This is a genomic window from Serratia sp. K1WW1 (genome assembly GCF_055790865.1).
Genome location: NZ_CM147697.1, coordinates 2,491,863 through 2,511,443, shown reverse-complemented (window position 1 = coordinate 2,511,443; position 19,581 = coordinate 2,491,863). Strand labels below are relative to the sequence as shown.

The following is a 19,581-nucleotide window of genomic DNA, read 5'->3' as shown; positions in this document are numbered from 1 at the left end:
GATAGACTCGCTCTGAAGGGGCACGCATGCTGCCCCACAGATTTCCAACCCCAAAAGCTCCGCCATCGTTTACAATCCTCCCCACGCCAGACGCCACCCTTGCAGCAAGGCTTTTGCGCCATTGTATTATTGACGTTACGCCACTCGCCCGTTAGCGTGGTGGCAGAAATGCTAACCCGCACTGCCCCGCAAGGACAAAAGGACAACAAAACGTTATGCCTATCCGCAAAGTCAGTTTGCTTCGCCTGATCCCATTAGCCAGCCTGGTGCTGACGGCCTGTACCCTCACCAAGCCAGGCCCGGCCACCAGCCCGACGTCTCCGCAGTGGCTCGCTCATGAGCAAGCGGTGCAACAGCTTGAGCAGTATCAGACCCGGGGCGCTTTCGCTTACCTGACCGATCAGAAGAAAGTCTATGCCCGCTTCTTCTGGCAACAATACACGCCCGACCGCTACCGCCTGCTGCTGACCAACCCGCTTGGTAGCACCGAGCTGGAGCTGAACGTGCAAAAAAGCGTAGTACAACTGACGGATAATCAGGGCAAACGCTATGTCAGCGACAACCCGGAAGAGATGATCCGCAAGCTGACCGGCATGCAGATCCCGCTGGATAACCTGCGCCAGTGGATGCTTGGCCTGCCAGGGCAAGCCACCGATTTCAGCCTGGACTCCCAGTACCGCCTGAACAAGCTGACCTACAAACAGGGCGATCTGACCTGGGTTGTCACCTATCAGGACTACAACACCGATCTGAAAATCCCGTTACCGAGCCGCCTTGAACTGCAACAGGGCGATCAACGCATCAAGCTGAAAATGGATAACTGGACGCTCAAGTGATGAACCGCCAATGGCCCTCCCCGGCAAAGCTGAACCTGTTTCTCTATATCACCGGCCGTCGTGCAGACGGCTACCATCAGTTGCAAACGCTGTTCCAGTTCCTGGATTACGGCGATACGCTAACCATCGTTCCCCGCCAGGATGACCAGATCCAGCTACTAACGCCCGTAGAAGGGGTGCCAGATGAGCAGAACCTGATTGTCCGGGCCGCTCGTCTGTTACAGCAACATTGCACAACCCATTCCATTGCCCCCCTTCCCCGTGGGGCAGACATCAGCATCGACAAGCGTTTGCCGATGGGTGGCGGCCTTGGCGGCGGATCCTCCAACGCGGCGACGGTACTGGTCGCACTGAATGAACTTTGGCAATGTGGCCTGAGCGACGACCAGTTGGCAGATATGGGGCTAACCCTCGGTGCCGATGTCCCGGTATTTGTGCGCGGCCATGCGGCATTTGCCGAAGGGATTGGTGAGCAGCTACAACCGGCAAATCCGGCAGAAAAGTGGTATTTGGTCGCTCATCCCGGTGTCAGCATCCCCACACCGGTGATTTTTGCCGATGCCGAATTAAAAAGAGACACCCCGGTTCGCCCGCTGAGCGCCCTATTACAGGCACCTTACGCAAATGATTGCGAACCGATCGCAAGAAAACGTTTTCGCGAGGTTGAACAGCTTCTTTCATGGCTGTTACAATACGCGCCGTCACGCCTGACTGGCACAGGTGCTTGTGTGTTTGCAGAATTCGACTCCGAGCCCGCCGCTCTTCAGGTGTTAAATCAAGCCCCGGCCTGGTTGCGTGGATTTGTAGCGCGTGGCGTTAACGTCTCACCACTACATCGCATCCGTTCCGGGCAGTTTGAGCCGTAGCTCAACGTGTCGTTGCGCAGGGTCGTCTACCTGGCCCTGTCATCTCTGCGCTGCTCTGCAGTTCAAGTTAGTTTTACACACCCGTATGTATATTGCGTCGGCGTCGCCAACTGCCCCTTGGCGAAGACCGTATGACAATATCTTCTCTGGACGCATGCTGAGGTTCTTCTCGTGCCTGATATGAAGCTTTTTGCTGGTAACGCCACCCCGGAACTAGCACAACGTATTGCCAACCGTTTGTACACCAGCCTTGGTGACGCCGCTGTAGGTCGTTTTAGCGACGGCGAAGTGAGCGTGCAAATCAACGAAAATGTACGCGGCGGTGATATTTTCATCATCCAGTCCACCTGTGCCCCCACCAACGACAACCTGATGGAACTGGTTGTTATGGTTGATGCCCTGCGTCGCGCCTCCGCAGGTCGTATTACTGCTGTAATTCCTTACTTCGGCTATGCCCGCCAGGATCGCCGCGTGCGTTCTGCGCGTGTGCCAATCACTGCCAAAGTTGTTGCCGACTTCCTCTCCAGCGTAGGGGTTGACCGCGTATTGACAGTCGATCTGCATGCCGAGCAGATCCAGGGTTTCTTCGATGTCCCGGTAGATAACGTATTCGGAAGCCCGATCCTGCTGGAAGACATGTTGCAACAGAACCTGGAAAACCCGATCGTGGTTTCCCCAGATATCGGTGGTGTCGTGCGCGCCCGCGCGATCGCCAAACTGCTTAACGATACCGACATGGCCATCATTGATAAACGTCGCCCTCGCGCAAACGTTTCTCAGGTGATGCATATTATCGGGGACGTGGCAGGCCGTGACTGCGTACTGGTCGATGACATGATCGATACCGGTGGTACCTTGTGTAAAGCAGCCGAAGCGTTGAAAGAACGCGGTGCCAAGCGCGTATTTGCCTACGCCACGCACCCGATCTTCTCCGGTAACGCCGTGGATAACATCAGGAACTCGGTGATTGATGAAGTGATCGTCTGTGACACTATTCCGCTGTCAGCAGAAATCAAGGCGTTGAAAAACGTCCGTACTCTGACCTTGTCCGGTATGTTGGCTGAAGCTATCCGCCGTATCAGCAATGAAGAGTCAATTTCCGCGATGTTCGAACATTAATCCCTTCTCTGGCGCAGTTTACCTCTACTGCGCCAGGTTGTTCGGGTGAACATCTCAGAAAACGAAAAACCCGTTGAAGCGTGAGCAACAACGGGTTTTTTACGGGATGTGGGACATAACCTTAAACCTTATACGGCCAGTCTCCCTTGCCTTTGTGCGCCAGATCCTTGGTTGTGGTTAATCAATGTGACGGGCGGCGTGGGTTGTTTTGGCAGCGTTTGTCAAAGTGTTTTACCCACCAATAACGATCTGCTACCCGCTCGCGCCCACCAATACGTGCACCGGCCAGCCACAACAAGGCGCCGATAAAGATACTCATGATGGCGCCGTGGGCAAAGAACTGCGGCAAATTGAACTGTGATACTTCAGCCAGGATGGAGTATCCCACCCCGCCAACCATTACCACCATACCCATTCCCATTAAAACGTTGCCAATGACCTCAGCGTTTTTACGTTTCATATGCCACCTCCAGAGTGCCATGTGCCAATAGCGGGAAAACCCTAACTCTTTATCCCACTTTGATTAGTTAAGTATAGTCATTATTTCAGCATGGGTATTGCGTGACCGATCACAAATGGCAACTAAAGGCTGACAATTCTTTACTTTATGTTAAAAGTTAGCGAGATAACTGAATTATTTTACTAATGTATTATTCAACTTTCAGTTATTCACTGGGGGGACACCAGATTTTTGTCATTCTGCACGCAGGCAGGTACACTAACGGCCTATAAATTTCGAGCTGTGCCGCTGTAAAACCTCAGGCGATTGCAACCTGGAAGGCAACGGGCACGCCCTTTCCATTTTTCTAGCATAGTGAATCTCTTGTGAGCAGTATCAAACTGATAGTTGGCCTGGCCAACCCGGGCGCAGAGTATGCCCAGACACGGCACAATGCCGGCGCATGGTATGTTGACCTACTGGCGCAACGCCACAACCAGCCGTTGAAGGAAGAGAGTAAGTTCTTCGGTTACACCGCACGCCTGAATTTGGCCGGTAACGACGTTCGGCTGCTGGTTCCTACCACCTTTATGAACCTGAGTGGCAAAGCCGTTGGCGCCTTGGCTACCTTCTACCGCATTCTGCCGGAAGAGATCCTGGTAGCCCACGACGAGTTGGATCTGCCACCAGGGGTGGCGAAACTCAAATTAGGTGGCAGCAACGGTGGCCACAATGGCCTGAAGGATATCCAGAGCAAGCTGGGCAATAACCCAAACTTTTATCGCTTGCGTATTGGCATCGGCCACCCAGGTGATAAAAACAAGGTGGTAGGCTTTGTGCTGGGTAAGCCGCCAGCTGCAGAGCAAACGCTGATTGATGATGCCATCGATGAGTCGTTACGTTGCACAGAGATCTTGCTGAAGGAAGGTATGACTAAAGCCATGAATCGTTTACATGCATTTAAAGCGACTAGCTAAGCGGTAAGGCCAAGTAATGTGACTATCACTTGCTTGGCCTGCTACTTATCGGGCAATAGCGGCAGAGCTTACGGGTACAGCACGGCTCCACACTGCTTTGCATGGCAACATCAACCTCATCCGGCATGGTTTTCTTTTTTGAATCCGCACTTCCAGCGAAAAAAGGCCGCTCAATCAGGCTCTTCTTCCGCTCGTTGCGGAAATGAATAATAAAAGAAATAACTGAAAGTAATAATAAAATCGGTGCAGAAAGCACATCAATTCCATTCATGGAATAAATCCCTCCTTGAATTCAAATAGCACAGCGAATATTACGCGGATAATATCTTAAAAAAATACGCGCAACAATACTTGCAGCTAAATTTATCGTTACCTATCTCGACATACCTCAATATAATTAAGACATTACTTAGGTATTACTGGTAATATCCTAGTTTATGCATAGGATAATTCTTTTAAATAAAGCAGATAAGTCTTATGCAATCAAAATCAATCACAACCATGCATTAAATACATTAACTATTTAGGCTTAATACAAAGAAAAATCCTAGAAAATAACAAACGCCAATAAAAACATAATGATAAAACAATTAGCCATTTAAAAACCCGGCTATAGGCCGATAAACAGATCAAATAATAATCATATTTAAAACATAATTCAGCTTAAAACTAATGAATTTCCCAGCCTATATAGATAACCCACCATAAGACAAGTTACGTCTTGAGCTTTAACGTTCTGTAACTCTTTACCCGCTGTGATCCGCCAGCTTTTATTATGATATGTTGTCAGGTCGTACATTGGATGGGGAACAGCAAAGCCCAGAATAACCCTAGGCAAAAAGTGCCTTTATAATTAAACATGTATTTAAAAAGAAACATTACCTCAGCTATATTGCTAAATATCTGATAACAAATACCCTGAATAATCTCCGCTATTAGCGTTCTATGGCCTATTGCCGGATGTGCTCAACTTGGGTCTGTACCGTGCCCGCTGAACACCTCTACCAGCGTTTAATTGAGCCGACCCGGGCATAAGCAGCGTAAGGAAGGCCTCGGGTAGTACCGCCAGCAACGGGCAGATCGAGATAACTGCCCATTACGTGTATAATGGCGGGATAATTTCGTCCTTTATGCAGCAGGCTAATGTTAACCTGTTGATAGTCAAGATATTTAAGGTGATATAAACATGGGATTCAAATGCGGTATCGTCGGTCTGCCTAACGTTGGCAAATCCACCCTGTTCAATGCGTTGACCAAAGCGGGTATTGAAGCGGCCAACTTCCCGTTCTGTACCATTGAACCCAATACCGGCGTGGTACCGATGCCCGATGCACGTCTGGATCAATTGGCCGAGATCGTCAAACCACAACGCATTCTGCCTACCACCATGGAATTCGTTGATATCGCAGGGCTGGTAAAAGGGGCTTCCAAAGGTGAAGGCCTGGGTAACCAGTTCCTGACCAACATCCGTGAAACCGAAGCCATCGGCCACGTGGTACGTTGCTTTGAGAACGACAACATCATTCACGTGAATAACAAAGTGGACCCGGCAGACGATATCGACGTCATCAACACCGAGTTGGCGCTGTCCGATCTTGATACCTGCGAACGCGCCATTCACCGTGTGCAGAAGAAAGCCAAAGGCGGCGATAAAGACGCAAAAGCCGAATTGGCTGCACTGGAAAAATGCCTGCCACAGTTGGAAAACGCCGGTATGCTGCGTGCGCTGGATCTGACTGTTGAAGATAAAGCCGCGATCCGCTACCTGAGCTTCCTGACCCTGAAGCCAACCATGTACATCGCCAACGTCAACGAAGACGGTTTTGAGAACAACCCGTATCTGGATGTTGTACGCAAGATTGCTGCCGAAGAAGGTTCCGTAGTGGTCGCGGTTTGCGCCGCTGTTGAATCCGACATCGCAGAGCTGGAAGATGAAGACCGCGCTGAATTTATGGCTGAGTTGGGTCTGGAAGAACCAGGTCTGAACCGCGTGATCCGCGCAGGTTATGAATTGCTCAATCTGCAAACCTACTTCACCGCTGGCGTGAAGGAAGTGCGTGCCTGGACTATTCCGGTTGGTGCTACTGCCCCGCAAGCGGCCGGTAAAATCCACACCGACTTTGAAAAAGGCTTTATCCGTGCGCAGACCATCGCCTTTGAAGACTTTATCACCTACAAGGGTGAGCAAGGTGCCAAAGAAGCCGGCAAGATGCGTTCAGAAGGGAAAGACTACGTCGTTAAAGATGGCGATGTGATGAACTTCTTGTTTAACGTCTAAATCATTTTACTCGTCGCATGACATCTCACAATGAGTCATGCCGCTGGTGAACAAACTTCAAACCCACGCAATTGCGTGGGTTTTCATTTTCAACTGATTGAATCTAGAAATTGTACCTCAACCCCAGTTGGCCATTAACGTCGCGGAAGTCATCTTTGCCCCCCTGGACGCCAATATTACCGGAGGTACTCCAGCCCTTGCCCAGTTCAACCTGGACGCCAGCCTTAGCCTCGTAAACATTATCAGCCAGTTTGTGATTCACCCTGGTTCCGTTCATCTCGATCGCAGCGTCATTACCACCCGACCACCAGTTCAGTTGCAGGAACGGTTGGATCTGATTGGCCGCAGGATCCACTGAGTTACTAAACAACCGGACACCAAGACGAGTCGTGGTCTGATTTTTACGCTGCGCCGCAATTTGGGTGCCGTTATCTTCAGTGTGGGCATCGCCACTATAACGGGTAAAGATCACCTGGCCCTGAGGCTCCAGATACAGGCCGCGGCTTGCACCTTCATACAGCGCTAATGCATAACCCAATTCCAACGATCCGCTCCAGGTATTGGACTTATACTCTTCTTGCGCCAATCCACTGCCGTTGACCTCGTTATCGTAGCGACCATATTGCAGCCAACTGTCCAGATAGAGCCCGCTTGGTGCTTGCGCATTCTGATACCAGGTCCCGTAAATGCCAACGCTGGTTCCCGTGACTTTACCTTTGGCATCACGCCCGCTGAGATCGGAAGTCGCCCTGGTGTCGGCGCTGCCATAGCCCAGCATCAAGCCAGTATGCAATCGGCCTTCACCAACGGCATGTTGTAATTCCCCACCAATCTGCATGACGTCGAGGTCCGTCTTGACCGACAACTGCTCGCCAACCACGCCAGCATCCAGATTATTACGCTGGGCACGTATCCAGACCGCGCCCTGCCCGTCCTTGCCTCTGGCGCCAAATCCAGGCTCCCCAAGACGATCAGTGCGGCTATGGTCGAACATATGCACGGCGGCATTCTGGTTATTCAGATAGGCGGCAGCATCAACACGTAGCAGAGAAGGTTTACCGCTGGTCGGCGGTGTGACCGGTCCTGGCTTTTCAGGCTCAGGGATCTCTGGCTTAGGTGTTTCTGGATTTGGGGTTTCTGGAGTCGGTATTTCAGGTTCAGGCGTCTCCGGCTTCGGCTTTTCTGGTGTCGGTTTTTCAGGCTCAGGAGTCTCTGGCACAGGGATTTCGGGCACGCTAACCGCCTCAGAACGTAAGTACCAGTTGCCGTCGGCAGGATCCTGTTTCCCCCCTTTATGCAGCAGATATTCGTATGCACCTGCGACAACCGGTTTTTGCAGGTTAAACACACCGTCAGATTCTTTGGCAACGCTGATCACCTCAATACCTTCAACCGTTGCCGCGCCCTGCCCGCCAACGTTGTTGACCTGTAACCACGACTGACCACTGCTGCTGCCGGTGATCACCAGGCGATCGGTCACCGAATCATCCCCCTCGAGTACCGTATTCAGCTGCAGCGTACCGCCTTCGCCTGTATAGCTGCCGTCGCCGCCGCCAAAGATAGAGTAAACCAATGACAGTGTCGTCCCTGCCTGGCCATTACCGCCTAGACTTACTGTTCCCGCATTACTCAGCCCGCTAAAGATAGAACTGAAACCCGCCAGATCCAGCTTTCCTGCGTTGCCTACGTTAAACACGGCAGGGCTTAAGAGATTAGCCCCAAATCCAGTGGCTACCCCAGCCTGTAGGGTGCCTGCAACAACGTTGACGGTGCCACTGAAAATATTATCCGTGGTCATCATGCGGGTGACCCCAGTTCCCAGATGATTGATCACCCCAGCACCATTGAGGTTGGCAGAGAAATCCTGATTATCGGTGTAATTGAGATTTAAAATGCCGCGGCTATGCACGTAGACTCCTGGCGTATCCAGAATACCTGCTTTACCGCCAGTACCGATATTCAGCACCGCCTGTTTAACCGAGCTACTACCGGAAAAGGTACTGTTACCGACCCGCAGTACGCCTTCGCTGCCCACTTTGACCACTGCACCATCAGTGACCGTCAGGATGCCATCGCCGTTATCCCCACTGATATTGATATATCCGGCCGATAGCAGCGTGCCTTCATCCTTGACCAGAACCGTACCGCTTGCAGGTGCAGTACCGGTATAAAGCTCACGCTCACCGATAGCCAGACCGTCAAATTTTCCACCCGTGCTCGTCACCTGCGCACCGTTGGCGATGGTCAGGCTGCCGACGCCATCCACACCAACGTCAAGCCCGGTCACTTTGATTGAGGAACCCGCCCCGCTGATCAGCACGTTGCCCTGACTATTAACACGCGCACCGATACGCATAAGGCTTGCCTCGACGCTGCCGCCGTCGATGATGTCCATCTGTCCTTCGCCGCTGTTGCCTACGGTCAGCGTTGCAGCCTTCCAGGTTGATCCATTCCCCGAAACCAGCGCGGTCCCTTTCCCACCGAAACTATCGCCAATATAACTGCCAGAGCCACGGCCATTGAGTAGTGCGCCGTCGGTGATACTGACCTTTCCTTCGCCTTTTTCACCAACCCGCACAATGACACCGCCGGAGGTCACTATCGAACCGGCTCCTGAAAGATTAAGCTCGCCATAGGCACCGGCCATTGTGCCAATGCTGAGTTGCTGTGCTCCAGCCTTGCCACCATTGGTCACGTTCATTACGCCTTTACCGGCGTAGCCCACATAGATATTTGAAGAACCGTACATGTCGTAATACAGTTCGCTCCCGGCGCCGTCGACATTGATGGTCCCTTCGCCACTGGCATCATGGCCCACGCTCACCTTATCGAAGGTATCCAGGCGGAATTTGCCGCCGTCAGAAAAGGTTAATTCACCCACGCCCTGCTTACCAACAATCACCTGATGGCCTAATAATTGCGAACCTGCGCCCGCGATCGTCAACGCCCCTTTAGCACCGTTCTTCACGCCTAGTTCAATAAATGAAACGTCCAGCGTTCCACCGTCAAGTACGGAAACGTCACCCTCGCCACCTACTCCCACCTTCAGATCCTGGCCATAGAGGGGATCGTAGTTGTAGAGTTTCCAACGCGAGTCGATACCTGATATTGAAGCACTGCCGACAGAGCCAGCTTCTCTACCCAGATAGCCAGCCCCCACAGTCGTTGCCTTGGCGCCATCGCTGACGGTTAACTTGCCTGAACCGGTGTCTCCAATCACCAGATCAACGCGGTTACCCGTTTTCCAACCATCAGGCTTGGTGCCCGGTACGGTCTCTTCTGTACCACCATCAATCACGATTTCAGCCGCGCCTACGTTTCCAACGGCTCCAACCAGACCTGCCATCGCTAGAAGCAAACTGGGAGTCACTCCGACTTTACGGTTTTGGGCGGATTTGCCACCAGCGCGGGTAAATTCAGCAACGGGGATCAAAGTGCCAGTATGCCGTTGGCGTACCAGACGATAAATTTTATTCATACGAAAAACTCCTCCAATGAGTTTAATCAGCGCTCAGGGGTTATTAGGAAAGTGATGTTTGAATGAAAATAGGGAAAAATCGTCTTAATTATTTATTGAAATAAAAACCCTAGTGGTGTTAGTTATTCTGAAAAATCGAAGTATTCCATCTCTATGGTAAATTGCGTTCAAGAGCCCACTGAAGATTAAATATTGCAATATGTGGGAAATAACGTGAGCATTGTCAATATACTCACTGCTCTCAATAGTCTGTTATTCATGCTTTCAAATAGTATTTAGCAAATGAAACAACTACAACCCTACCCAAGTAGGGTTAGATGGTTACCAAAGTGGCAATGGTGAGCATGCAGCCCAACGTGGTGAGGTGCTTGGCGAACGAACCCTACCAAAGTAGGGTTTACTTAAGAAAGGCGTGTTGCTAGTTTAGGTAAGCAACAAACTCTGGCATGCTAGGACAATGCAGGCGTTACATTGGTGACAAAAGGAAAGTGACGTGAGTAAGCCCTATGCTTTGGTCGTTGACGATCACCCAATGGTAGCGAATGGCATTGCCGTTTTTTTAAACACGCACTGCGGTTACAAGCGGGTGTATGTTGCTGCCAGCCGCAAAGAGTGCAATAGCCACATCGCAGAGTACGGCTACCCCCACCTGTTGGTGCTGGACTTCTGGCTGTCTGATGGTACGGCACTCCACCTCATTAAAGAGTTGCTACAGCAGGACGCCAATATTCGCCTGCTGGCCATCAGCGGGGATGAAAATAACCAGGTGCAACATAAAGCTCGGGAGGCAGGGGCGCACGGTTTCGTTCACAAGCACGACTCACCACAAACCTTCCATCTTGCCGTTACCGCGCTACAGAATGGGCAACTCTGGTTTCCAGGTAGCTCAGAATTGGCCTGTTGCCCCTCATCAACCACTCACGAGCAGCAATTCGGGCTAACCCAACGCCAGACAGAAGTGCTGGCGATGATGCTGCGCGGCTTCTCAAATAAACGTATCGCCCTCGCGCTGGCCGTGTCTGAGCCGACCATCAAAGAGCATATTACCAGTATCCTTAGCAAGCTGGGCGTCACCAACCGCATCGAAGCCATTACGTTGCTACAGGGGCGTCGTTTCACGCCATGATTAACCCAATCAGTGATAAAACCACGCAAGACATCAACCCACACTCGCAGCTCCGGTTATTGAACGATGTGTTGGCACGGTTGGTATTCAGCATCTATGCGGTCCCTTTCGTCGGGATCGTATTTGCCATCTGGCTCTATCAGTTGAGCTTACCGTTAACCCCGATCGTCTGTTGGATTGCGCTGTACTTTTTAGCCTCCCTGATTGTCTTGTTATGCCATCGCCACTATCGCCGCAAGCTGAGTATGGCAACGGAAACCGCCATGCTGGCCCAGTGGCTGCCTTGGGTCAATCGGCTGGCATTGCTGCATGGCATCGGCTTGTCATCACTGATGGCAGTGACGGCCATAAACCCCTCCTTTGATTTCATTCTGCTGCTCAATATCAGCATAGCCGCAATCGTTGCAGCCAACGCCACACACCTGACCCCGCTGCTGGGCGCATTCCAACGGTTTTTCATCAGTTGCTGGGGGATCTTGTTGCTATTAATCCCCTGGCGATACGGTGAGATCTGGCCAATCATTGTGATGCTGAACCTATTGTATGGCTTTGCTATTTATCGCCACGCTTTAACCTCCCATGCTTTCTACCTTCAGCAGGTCAAATTGGAAGAGGACAGCATCCTGCTGGCTGAGCAATTTCGCTTGGCGAAAGAGGAGGCTGAACAGGCATTGCAGGATAAAAATCTGTTCCTGACTACCGCCAGCCATGACCTTCGTCAACCTATCCACGCGATGGGATTTTTGATTGAGGCGATCATCCATCAGAATCGCGATACCCTGTTACATCCACAACTTCATGATTTGCAACAAAGCGTGCGTTCTTTGCATTTAATGTTCAACTCGCTGCTGGACCTGACCATCATTGAAAATAAAGCCGTCAATGTTCCCCAGACCGAAGTGGATTTAGCACCGTTAGTCGAGTCAATCGTCACGCTATTTCGTGAAGATGCGAATAACCGAGGTTTGACCCTGCGCTCAAGGCTTCCTCGGCAACGCTGCGTGGCATTGGGCGATCTCTCATTGATCAAGCAGGCGTTAATCAACCTGACGCACAACGCACTACGTTATACCCAACAAGGTGGGGTGTTGATCGCGGTTCGTCTACGCGGCAAGGATTGGTTATTGGAAGTATGGGATACGGGGATTGGTGTTGCCGATGCCGAAACATCCCAGATTTTCTCACCCTTCTATCGCTCTGATCTTGCCTGGCGAATAGACAGCGCCGGACATGGGTTGGGCCTGTCTGTGGTGGCAAGATGTGCGAAGCTGATGAAAGTAGAGTGTGCGATGAGTTCGATCGAAGGCAAAGGCTCACGTTTTTGGCTGCGTCTGCCAGCCAGCAACACGGTTACCGCCATGGTTCCACTAGCCCCGGAGCAAAAGCCCTTCCTGGTTGCGCATCGGGCGCTGTCCGGTACCTGTCTGGTGGTCGATGACGATCCCTTGGTCACCTCCGCCTGGATCAGCCTGATGCAGGCCTGGGGCGTAACGGTTCGCTGTGTAGCCTCAGCACAAGAGGCGTTTGCCGTGCTTGAGAGTGGTTTTTCTCCCCAGGCGATTTTGTGCGATCAGCGCCTGCGTTCGGGTGAGAGTGGCTTCGACATTTTGCAGGAGTTATTCCACCGGCTCCCGCAGGCCAGTGGTGCGATGGTAAGCGGTGAGTTTAATTCAGCGATATTGCAGCAGGCGGAAAGCGAGGGTTATATGGTGCTGTATAAACCACTGGAACCCTCACAGCTTCATGCATTGCTTTCACAATGGCTAAATGCTGAGTAAAAACTACGGGGCTGGCGCCACGCTCTGGATTTCGCCGCTATACCCGGTACGGGTAATCGCCGTCAGCAATAGCTGATTATCAAAACCCTCGGGCACAATCACCTCTGCCTGGTGCGTTTTCAGCGAGGCTTTGGCCTTAATTACCCCGTCAGTCGAGCGCAATGCTTTATTGATGGAGATGACGCAAAGCGAACAGGTCATGGCTTTGATATCAATAGTGACTTTCTGGTTTTCAGCCCATAGACGCGGCGCCATCAGCACCAGAGCCAACAGCAGAAAAATGCGCTTCTTCATTCCATCATTTCCCAAATCCAAGGTAATACGTAGGGGTAGGTCATCAACGCCAACAGCAAAGGTACCGACAACCAGTAAAGCCAAATCAGTACCCGACGGCTGACGACGTTCACGCAGACCGGGCGTGGCGACAGGTAAAGCCGCCAAAATCCTCGCAGCATCAATCCGATAGCCACAATAATCATGGGCCACTGCAGCCAGGATAGCGCCGGGATCCCAGTGAGCCCGGCGGCAGAGATACCAAACACCAGATACAACAACGGCCCGAGACAGCAGAGCGTCGATGCTGCGGCGGCAAGCAGAGCCGCCAGCAGCGTCACTACGCTGCCCTTAACGCTGTTCGACAGAGACATAGTCATAGCTAAATTCGGCCGGATCGTAGAAGTTTAACGGGTCGCCATCCACTTCAGCATAGGGGTAACCAAAGTTATTGAGGTCACCCTGCTCTGCCTCTGGCGAAAGCGCGAAATCACGGGCGTAGTTAAAACCAACCCAGTTCATTTCCCAGTTGCCGAACAGGTAATCGTTGACGGCTTCAACGGCGGCATCGCCGTTTTCTTTTTTCTCTGCCAGACGCATTTTAGTGACGTCGGCCGGATCGGCCGGCAACCAGCCGAAACCTGCCAGCCAGAACATCGCCCGGCAATGCTGCCCGCCGCTGACTTTTGCCACGCCTTGCTCATCAGCGCTGCCAAATGCCTTCTTCGAATAGCTCCCCAGCTTGCGGGATGCGCCCAGACGAATACCAAACATCTCACGCGCGGGGATCCCGCTGGCACGGCACAACGCGACGAACACGGAGTTGATATCGGTACATTTCCCGCCCAGCTTGCCGGCCTTAAGGATTTGCCCCACATCACCGGTCCCGCAGCCAATCACCGCATCGTCGCGATGCATATGGGTTCTTACCCATTCATGAATTAGCCTCGCCTGCTGCAGAGGGGATTTCTCACTGCCTATAATTTTCAACGCCGTTTCTTTCACCAGTCCATCCACCGGGATATGTGGGGTCGCGTTAAGATAGGGTTGTATCTCTGCAGGGAACACCAGATCGGTTTGCGGGAGGTGCCATTCGGCCAGTTGGTTGCTCTTCAGCTGTTCCCAGTCCAAGGTTTCAATCAGCATTTCCACTTTCAGTTCCATCGGGCCTTTGGAATCCGGCCAGGAAGCAAACAACGTTTTGGCTGCGTAGGTATTATTCGCCGTGAGGTAGGCCTGCTGATAGTTGCCAGAAAAAGAAATGTGCTTCAGTTGCTGGAAGGCGGTGTCCACGGGGACCGGGATCCACAGATTGGCCTTACCTTCTGAGCCTGCTGGCGCTTTCAGTTGATACGTTTGTGTCATCACAAAACGTCTTCTGTTGTCCACGCAGGTTGACGCCGGGATATCCGTTTTACGCGACTCAGACCAGACCGGGCTTATCAGCCCAAAAGAAGATAACGCTGCCGCACCCTTGAGAAATTTACGCCTTTCCATCACCGTTCCTTTTTTTATTATCAGATAGCGCCAAAGCCTTGCCCACCGCCTTTGGGAGGGCAATAGTATGCACCCAGGCAGCACAAAACGACATACCGCTTACGCAAAAAGACATCAGGGAATATACGGTAAACGGCATGCGGGAAAGTGGAGACGTCTCAAGAATAATAAAAATACGCTAAGAAGCGAACGTTCGAGTCGGAGGCGGGATTACTCCCACCGCCCTTGCAACGAGAAGATTATACGATAAACCGATTCACTAATTGGGTCATCGCTGCCGCTTGGTTATCCAGTACCTGACTGGCACTGGCCGCTTGGGAAACCAAAGCCGCATTTTGCTGTGTGACTTGTTCAAGTTGATTTAAAGCCAGATGAACCTGCCCCACCCCCAATGATTGTTCATTGGCAGCCTGAGCAATATCGCTAACATATTGTTTCATCAGTCCTGAATTATCTGCTGCCGCTTTTAGTGCGACCCCCGAAGCCGAAACCCGGGCGACGCCTTGCGCAATTTTTTCCATATTTTGATTAATCAGCTCCCGGATCTGGCTTGCCTCTTTAGCACAGCGTTGGGATAAGTTACGCACCTCACTCGCTACCACCGCAAATCCCCTTCCAGACTCGCCAGCTCGAGCGGCTTCTACCGCAGCATTGAGCGCCAACAAATTGGTCTGAAAAGAAATATCGTCAATAGAGGCCACGATACGCGCAATCTGCTCGCTAGAATTACGGATCTCCGACATGCTCTGGCTGGCTTCATTCGCCACACGATTCGCCTGCATGACATCGCGTTCCATCGCCAGCGTGAGTTGTTCAGCTTCGCGGGCGTTATCTGCAGTCTGGGAGATCGCCGTGGACATTTGTTCCATACTGGCCGCAGTTTCAACGATAGATGCCGCCTGCTCATCGGTACGTTGCGCCAAATCCTGATTGCCAGCGGCGATATCACTGCTAGCATGGTGAAGGATCTCCGAGCCGGATTTAATCTCTTTAACAATATGCTGAATATTTTCAATGGATTGATTATAGGCATGATTCAGTGCTGACAACTCATCACTACCCGGCACGCTAAGGCGTTGGGTCAAATCCCCCTCCATTTCACCAATCGTTTTCAGCGTTCCTTGCAGTTGCAGATGGATACTCCGCGCAACGACGATGGCTATCGCCAAGGCTACTGCCAGGGAAAGAAAGCTGATACACAGGAAAGTTATCCATTCGCTACGTGCCGTGCGTGACAACTCTGCAGCATGCTTTTGTAACGTGTCAGCGGTTTGATTCTCTATTTGACGCAGCACTTCAATGCGCAAAGTCTGAGCCTTGAACCAATCGGTAGGATTAACCTTGAATCCACCGGTTGCGACTTTATCGAGCGCAATCTCACGAAACTTAAGGGCATCAGTTGCCGACGTAGAACGTAATGCGCCATCAAGCGCCGCCGCCTGCTCCGCGGTGCTGAAACGACGAGTCGCAGAAAGCCAGGCCTCTTGTTTTCCCACCACATCGCTCAACTGGCGGAATTGCCCATTACCAAAACGATCGCTAGAGAAAACCCCGGAGAGTAATGCTCGCTCTATTCCCGACTGTTCTTTCAGGTTAAGCAGGCTGTAATACGCTGACAATTCTTGGCCGATTTTGCCCGATGTCGTCAAATGCCCAATACCGCCGACAAAATCCAGCACTTGGGCGATGGTCTTAGTATAGAAACCAATGGCTTGTGGCGCCGCGGTGTGTAAATTGCTGACGTTATTACGCACCTCACCAAGTAACTGGGTTTGGTCGTTAAATAACTGAATCGCCGATGTATCAATCCCTTCCAATGCGCTGCGATCGGTTTTAGATAACAGTTGGCTAAATTTCGCCATAGCCGCATCGGTCAGTTTACGTTGATCCGCTAGTTCAGCGCGAAACTGCCCACCGCCAGAGCCCAGGTAACCTGCGCTCATACCACGCTCTTTTTGCAGTTCATGCACGACATCCCCTGCACCACGCGCAATTGCCGTTAGCTGAACGATGACATCCATCTGACGTTCGGTATTGATACGGGTTTTCATACCCGACCCGGCAAACCAGCATAAAGCCAGTAGCAGTGGAAACAGAGCAATGAAAAGCTTCATTCTCATCGATATACGGTAGATCCCTAACATCCGGTTTCGTCCTGTTTAGGTGACAACATCAATAGAACAGCTATCGGCCTGCTTGAAGCACCCTTTAACCACAATGATAGGGTTGTTATTATTGCATTGATAAATAACATTATTTTTATTAAAGCATCAGGACTGCCAATGCAACTCCCTCCTTTGCTCTACCACTTCATCCTCACTTCACACAGCCCCGATAAACTCGCCAGATTCTAACTTCGAGGAATTGAACGTGATTTTTACCAAACGCCTGTTGGCTATTCTGTTTCTCACCATCGGCCTGATGACCGTGCTGGTCAGCCAAGCTCGCGAGCTACCTGCGGTGCAGGATGGTGACATCATTTTCCACACCTCCCGCTCGGCACAGAGCCTGGCGATACAGCAGGCCACCGGCTCTCGTTACAGCCATATGGGCATTATTGTGCTGCGTGATGGCAAGCCTTACGTATTCGAAGCGGTATCGACGGTAAAATATACCCCGCTGGCCGCCTGGATCGAGCGGGGAGAGAAAAAGCATTTTGTCGTTAAACGCCTGAAGAACGCCAAGCAAATGATGACGCCGTCCGCGCAGCTAAAAATCCGCCAGCAGGTTAAAAGCTTTGCCGGGAAGCCCTACGACATGCAGTTTTCCTGGTCAGATGAGAAGCTATATTGTTCGGAATTGGTGTGGAAGATTTACGATCGCGCACTAGGGATACAAATCGGCAAGCTGCAAAAAGTGCGTGAATTTAACTTTGGTGCTCCTGCCGTACAGCAGAAACTGAAAGAGCGCTACGGAACGCAAATCCCGTGGGAGGGGTCGGTTATTTCGCCGAAGGCGATGTTTGAATCACCGCTGTTGGTCACGGTGATCGCGAATTAATCTACGGTGACGTCCCCCATCCACATGGATAGGGGACTGTATGTGCTACATAGTAGGTCCGCATCTGACAACAGCTCCGGGTTAACTTGCGTCCTGTACACGCAACTCCACCTCGTGCGCCTCGTCCGCCTGAGGGATCTCCAGTTTGCTCAGCATCCGCGCCATCGCCTCAGCAGGTACGCTGTATTCCCGCTCGGCATTCTGCCGCTGCCATTGGGCGTAAGGTACTTCCAGGTAAACAATCTTCACCCTTGCGCCATAGGCGATAAACAACTCAACCAACTGGCTACGCAACTGCCGGGTAATATTGGTGGCATTCCAGACAAAAGGTTCGCCCCGCCGTAGCAGCGTTTTTGCCTGCAGCTTGGCCTGCTGCACAACCCAGCCGGTCGCGTTTTTGTCGGTAGGAGACAACCGGTGTTGGCGGCGAATATTGTCCAGGCTGATAACCTCAAGCCCAGCGGCATGCTGCGCGATATAGCGATCTTTACCCATTCCCGGCAGCGCACAAAGTAACGTCACTTCGCTCTGAAATTGCTCGTAGGGAACAAAATCTACACTAGCCTGCGGATGCGTCAAATAATGGTAACGTTGGTTATCGTTCGCAAAAGGACGCGCTTGCCCCCAGCATTGCTGTTCCTGACAGAACAGTTCGAACAGCTCGATATTATCCAGCAGGCCGTTTTGGTCTTCACACTCACGCCCCAACACATCTGCCCGTGCCAACATCGCCAGCAACCGTGTATCTAACCGGAGGGCCGCTAATAACAGCGCCCGTTCCGGCGATGGTCGCCCCATGATCCATAACGGCAAACCATGAAAGCGCACCAAGGCCGCAACCTGTTCACGCAGTTGAAACGGCGTAACGATATCCCGATAGAGGATCGAGCGCGTGGTCAGCTCACCGCGTTTAGCGTGGTTGGGTGAGGTCACCGAACCATCGTCGGCAACCCGTGTGGTGCTGCGCTTTTCTACATCGTGCAGCAATGCGGCAGCCCAAACCAGCTCCTGCTGTTGCTCTGGCAATGCCAAAAACTGCGCAGACTCGGTCAGTGCCGCCAGTACGAGCTGGGTATGGATTGCCACATCGCCTTCCGCATGATGGCGAGGATCTTGTGGCACCTGATGCATGTCGGCCACCCAGCGGAATTTATCCACCAGCCTGCCCCACTGCTTGTCTTCACTTAAGCACCACATGGTTTATCCTCCTGCTGAAACTCATACGCCATACGCGCTCGTTGCCAATTCACTCTCCAGTGGCGATCGGTTTTCACATGGTTTTTACGCACGTACTTAAATACGTTATGGGAAAACTGATCCACCGGGAATTCAGCCGCATTGCGGGTGACAACCCCTTCCATGGTGCATGGCAAGCCGGTATGCACGTCGTGCGGCGCAAAACTCCCCACTCCCCCCACCAGCTCCAGTATTGCCGAACGGTATTCTTGTTCCGTCTGGCGCGGCACTTCCTTCACCACTTCTGGCACACAGGCAAAATCAAATAATGCCGCGTAGAACTGCACTTCTTGCCAACTCAGCCACATGTCTTTACAGCGCACGGCGAATAGATAAAAGTCCTGTTGCAGGCCACGATATTCGATCGAATGCGTGGCATACAGGTTCTCCCCAAACAGTTCGATATCGCCCAGGTCACTTTTAATCAATTGCCAACGCTGGCGGATCTGGCGCGTCCAGGCAGAAACCGTTGGTGCCGCATGGGAGCGCGCAAATACGCCATACCGATTCAGGCAGTTATTCTCACCATCGAGCTTTTCCGTATGGATCAGTGAGGGGATTAACCCTATGTCTTGCCAATAGTGTTTATTAATCCGATCGTCACTGGTGGTTCCCGGTGAGAACGGATAATGGTACGTCCGACCATATTTTTGTGTTTCCATTTCTTTTCTTCTTATT

Annotated in this window: 17 protein-coding genes; 8 read left to right on the top strand and 9 right to left on the bottom strand. The window is 51.9% G+C overall.

Going from position 1 to position 19,581, the window contains the following annotated elements; translation table 11 throughout:
- Nucleotides 1-215: 215 nt before the first annotated feature.
- The 3 genes from lolB to prs all read left to right on the top strand — a co-directional run bounded on the left by lolB (nt 216) and on the right by prs (nt 2,821).
- Nucleotides 216-836, top strand: a complete 621-nt coding sequence (gene lolB / locus ACX9GU_RS11330; RefSeq protein WP_021181100.1) for a lipoprotein insertase outer membrane protein LolB — start codon at nt 216-218, stop codon at nt 834-836.
- Nucleotides 836-1,702, top strand: coding sequence for a 4-(cytidine 5'-diphospho)-2-C-methyl-D-erythritol kinase (ispE, locus tag ACX9GU_RS11325; protein WP_473195160.1), 867 nt, complete (start codon nt 836-838; stop codon nt 1,700-1,702). The genes lolB and ispE overlap by 1 nt, the downstream gene beginning before the upstream one ends.
- Before the next feature lie 171 nt (nt 1,703-1,873).
- On the top strand, nt 1,874-2,821 hold the full coding sequence (gene prs / locus ACX9GU_RS11320) for a ribose-phosphate diphosphokinase (protein ID WP_002211240.1): 948 nt from the start codon (nt 1,874-1,876) through the stop codon (nt 2,819-2,821).
- A 181-nt stretch (nt 2,822-3,002) separates the two neighbouring features.
- Here prs and ychH read toward each other — a convergent pair whose 3' ends face one another.
- Nucleotides 3,003-3,281, bottom strand: coding sequence for a stress-induced protein YchH (gene ychH, locus ACX9GU_RS11315; protein ID WP_065685600.1), 279 nt, complete (start codon nt 3,279-3,281; stop codon nt 3,003-3,005).
- A gap of 365 nt (nt 3,282-3,646) precedes the next feature.
- Here ychH and pth point away from each other — a divergent pair, with 365 nt between their 5' ends.
- Complete coding sequence (gene pth / locus ACX9GU_RS11310) at nt 3,647-4,237, top strand: aminoacyl-tRNA hydrolase (protein WP_065685599.1); 591 nt, start codon at nt 3,647-3,649, stop codon at nt 4,235-4,237.
- A gap of 25 nt (nt 4,238-4,262) precedes the next feature.
- Here pth and ACX9GU_RS11305 read toward each other — a convergent pair whose 3' ends face one another.
- Nucleotides 4,263-4,508 carry a hypothetical protein gene (locus ACX9GU_RS11305; RefSeq protein WP_473194810.1) on the bottom strand — a complete coding sequence of 82 codons (246 nt, stop codon included), beginning with the start codon at nt 4,506-4,508 and terminating at the stop codon, nt 4,263-4,265.
- 915 nt (nt 4,509-5,423) lie between these two features.
- Here ACX9GU_RS11305 and ychF point away from each other — a divergent pair.
- The gene (gene ychF, locus ACX9GU_RS11300) at nt 5,424-6,515 is read left to right on the top strand and encodes a redox-regulated ATPase YchF (protein WP_473194809.1); all 1,092 of its coding nucleotides are present in this window, start codon (nt 5,424-5,426) and stop codon (nt 6,513-6,515) included.
- A 103-nt stretch (nt 6,516-6,618) separates the two neighbouring features.
- On the opposite strand, the gene ACX9GU_RS11295 is transcribed toward ychF, so the two are convergent.
- Complete coding sequence (locus ACX9GU_RS11295; protein ID WP_473194808.1) at nt 6,619-9,993, bottom strand: autotransporter outer membrane beta-barrel domain-containing protein; 3,375 nt, start codon at nt 9,991-9,993, stop codon at nt 6,619-6,621.
- Between the two features lie 493 nt (nt 9,994-10,486).
- Between ACX9GU_RS11295 and ACX9GU_RS11290 the strand changes: the two genes are divergently transcribed.
- Both ACX9GU_RS11290 and ACX9GU_RS11285 read left to right on the top strand, forming a co-directional pair.
- Nucleotides 10,487-11,119 carry a LuxR C-terminal-related transcriptional regulator gene (locus tag ACX9GU_RS11290; RefSeq protein ID WP_473194807.1) on the top strand — a complete coding sequence of 211 codons (633 nt, stop codon included), beginning with the start codon at nt 10,487-10,489 and terminating at the stop codon, nt 11,117-11,119.
- A complete protein-coding gene (locus tag ACX9GU_RS11285; RefSeq protein WP_473194806.1) occupies nt 11,116-12,897 on the top strand; it encodes a hybrid sensor histidine kinase/response regulator in 1,782 nt (593 codons plus the stop codon). The genes ACX9GU_RS11290 and ACX9GU_RS11285 overlap by 4 nt, the downstream gene beginning before the upstream one ends.
- A gap of 3 nt (nt 12,898-12,900) precedes the next feature.
- On the opposite strand, the gene ACX9GU_RS11280 is transcribed toward ACX9GU_RS11285, so the two are convergent.
- From ACX9GU_RS11280 to ACX9GU_RS11265, 4 genes are all read right to left on the bottom strand, one after another.
- Nucleotides 12,901-13,191, bottom strand: a complete 291-nt coding sequence (locus tag ACX9GU_RS11280; RefSeq protein ID WP_202671369.1) for a heavy-metal-associated domain-containing protein — start codon at nt 13,189-13,191, stop codon at nt 12,901-12,903.
- Nucleotides 13,188-13,550, bottom strand: a complete 363-nt coding sequence (locus ACX9GU_RS11275; RefSeq protein WP_211135987.1) for a mercuric transporter MerT family protein — start codon at nt 13,548-13,550, stop codon at nt 13,188-13,190. Before ACX9GU_RS11275 ends, ACX9GU_RS11280 begins: the two co-directional genes overlap by 4 nt.
- Nucleotides 13,522-14,667, bottom strand: a complete 1,146-nt coding sequence (locus tag ACX9GU_RS11270) for a transglutaminase domain-containing protein (protein WP_473194805.1) — start codon at nt 14,665-14,667, stop codon at nt 13,522-13,524. The genes ACX9GU_RS11275 and ACX9GU_RS11270 overlap by 29 nt, the downstream gene beginning before the upstream one ends.
- A 239-nt stretch (nt 14,668-14,906) precedes the next feature.
- Entirely contained in the window at nt 14,907-16,811 is a 1,905-nt protein-coding gene (locus ACX9GU_RS11265; protein ID WP_473194804.1) for a methyl-accepting chemotaxis protein, read from the bottom strand.
- A 277-nt stretch (nt 16,812-17,088) separates the two neighbouring features.
- Between ACX9GU_RS11265 and ACX9GU_RS11260 the strand changes: the two genes are divergently transcribed.
- A complete protein-coding gene (locus tag ACX9GU_RS11260) occupies nt 17,089-17,667 on the top strand; it encodes a YiiX family permuted papain-like enzyme (RefSeq protein ID WP_473195159.1) in 579 nt (192 codons plus the stop codon).
- 81 nt (nt 17,668-17,748) lie between these two features.
- Here ACX9GU_RS11260 and ACX9GU_RS11255 read toward each other — a convergent pair whose 3' ends face one another.
- The gene (locus tag ACX9GU_RS11255) at nt 17,749-18,864 is read right to left on the bottom strand and encodes an AAA family ATPase (protein ID WP_473194803.1); all 1,116 of its coding nucleotides are present in this window, start codon (nt 18,862-18,864) and stop codon (nt 17,749-17,751) included.
- On the bottom strand, nt 18,852-19,565 hold the full coding sequence (locus ACX9GU_RS11250) for an RNA ligase family protein (RefSeq protein WP_473194802.1): 714 nt from the start codon (nt 19,563-19,565) through the stop codon (nt 18,852-18,854). Before ACX9GU_RS11250 ends, ACX9GU_RS11255 begins: the two co-directional genes overlap by 13 nt.
- Between the last annotated feature and the right edge of the window lie 16 nt (nt 19,566-19,581).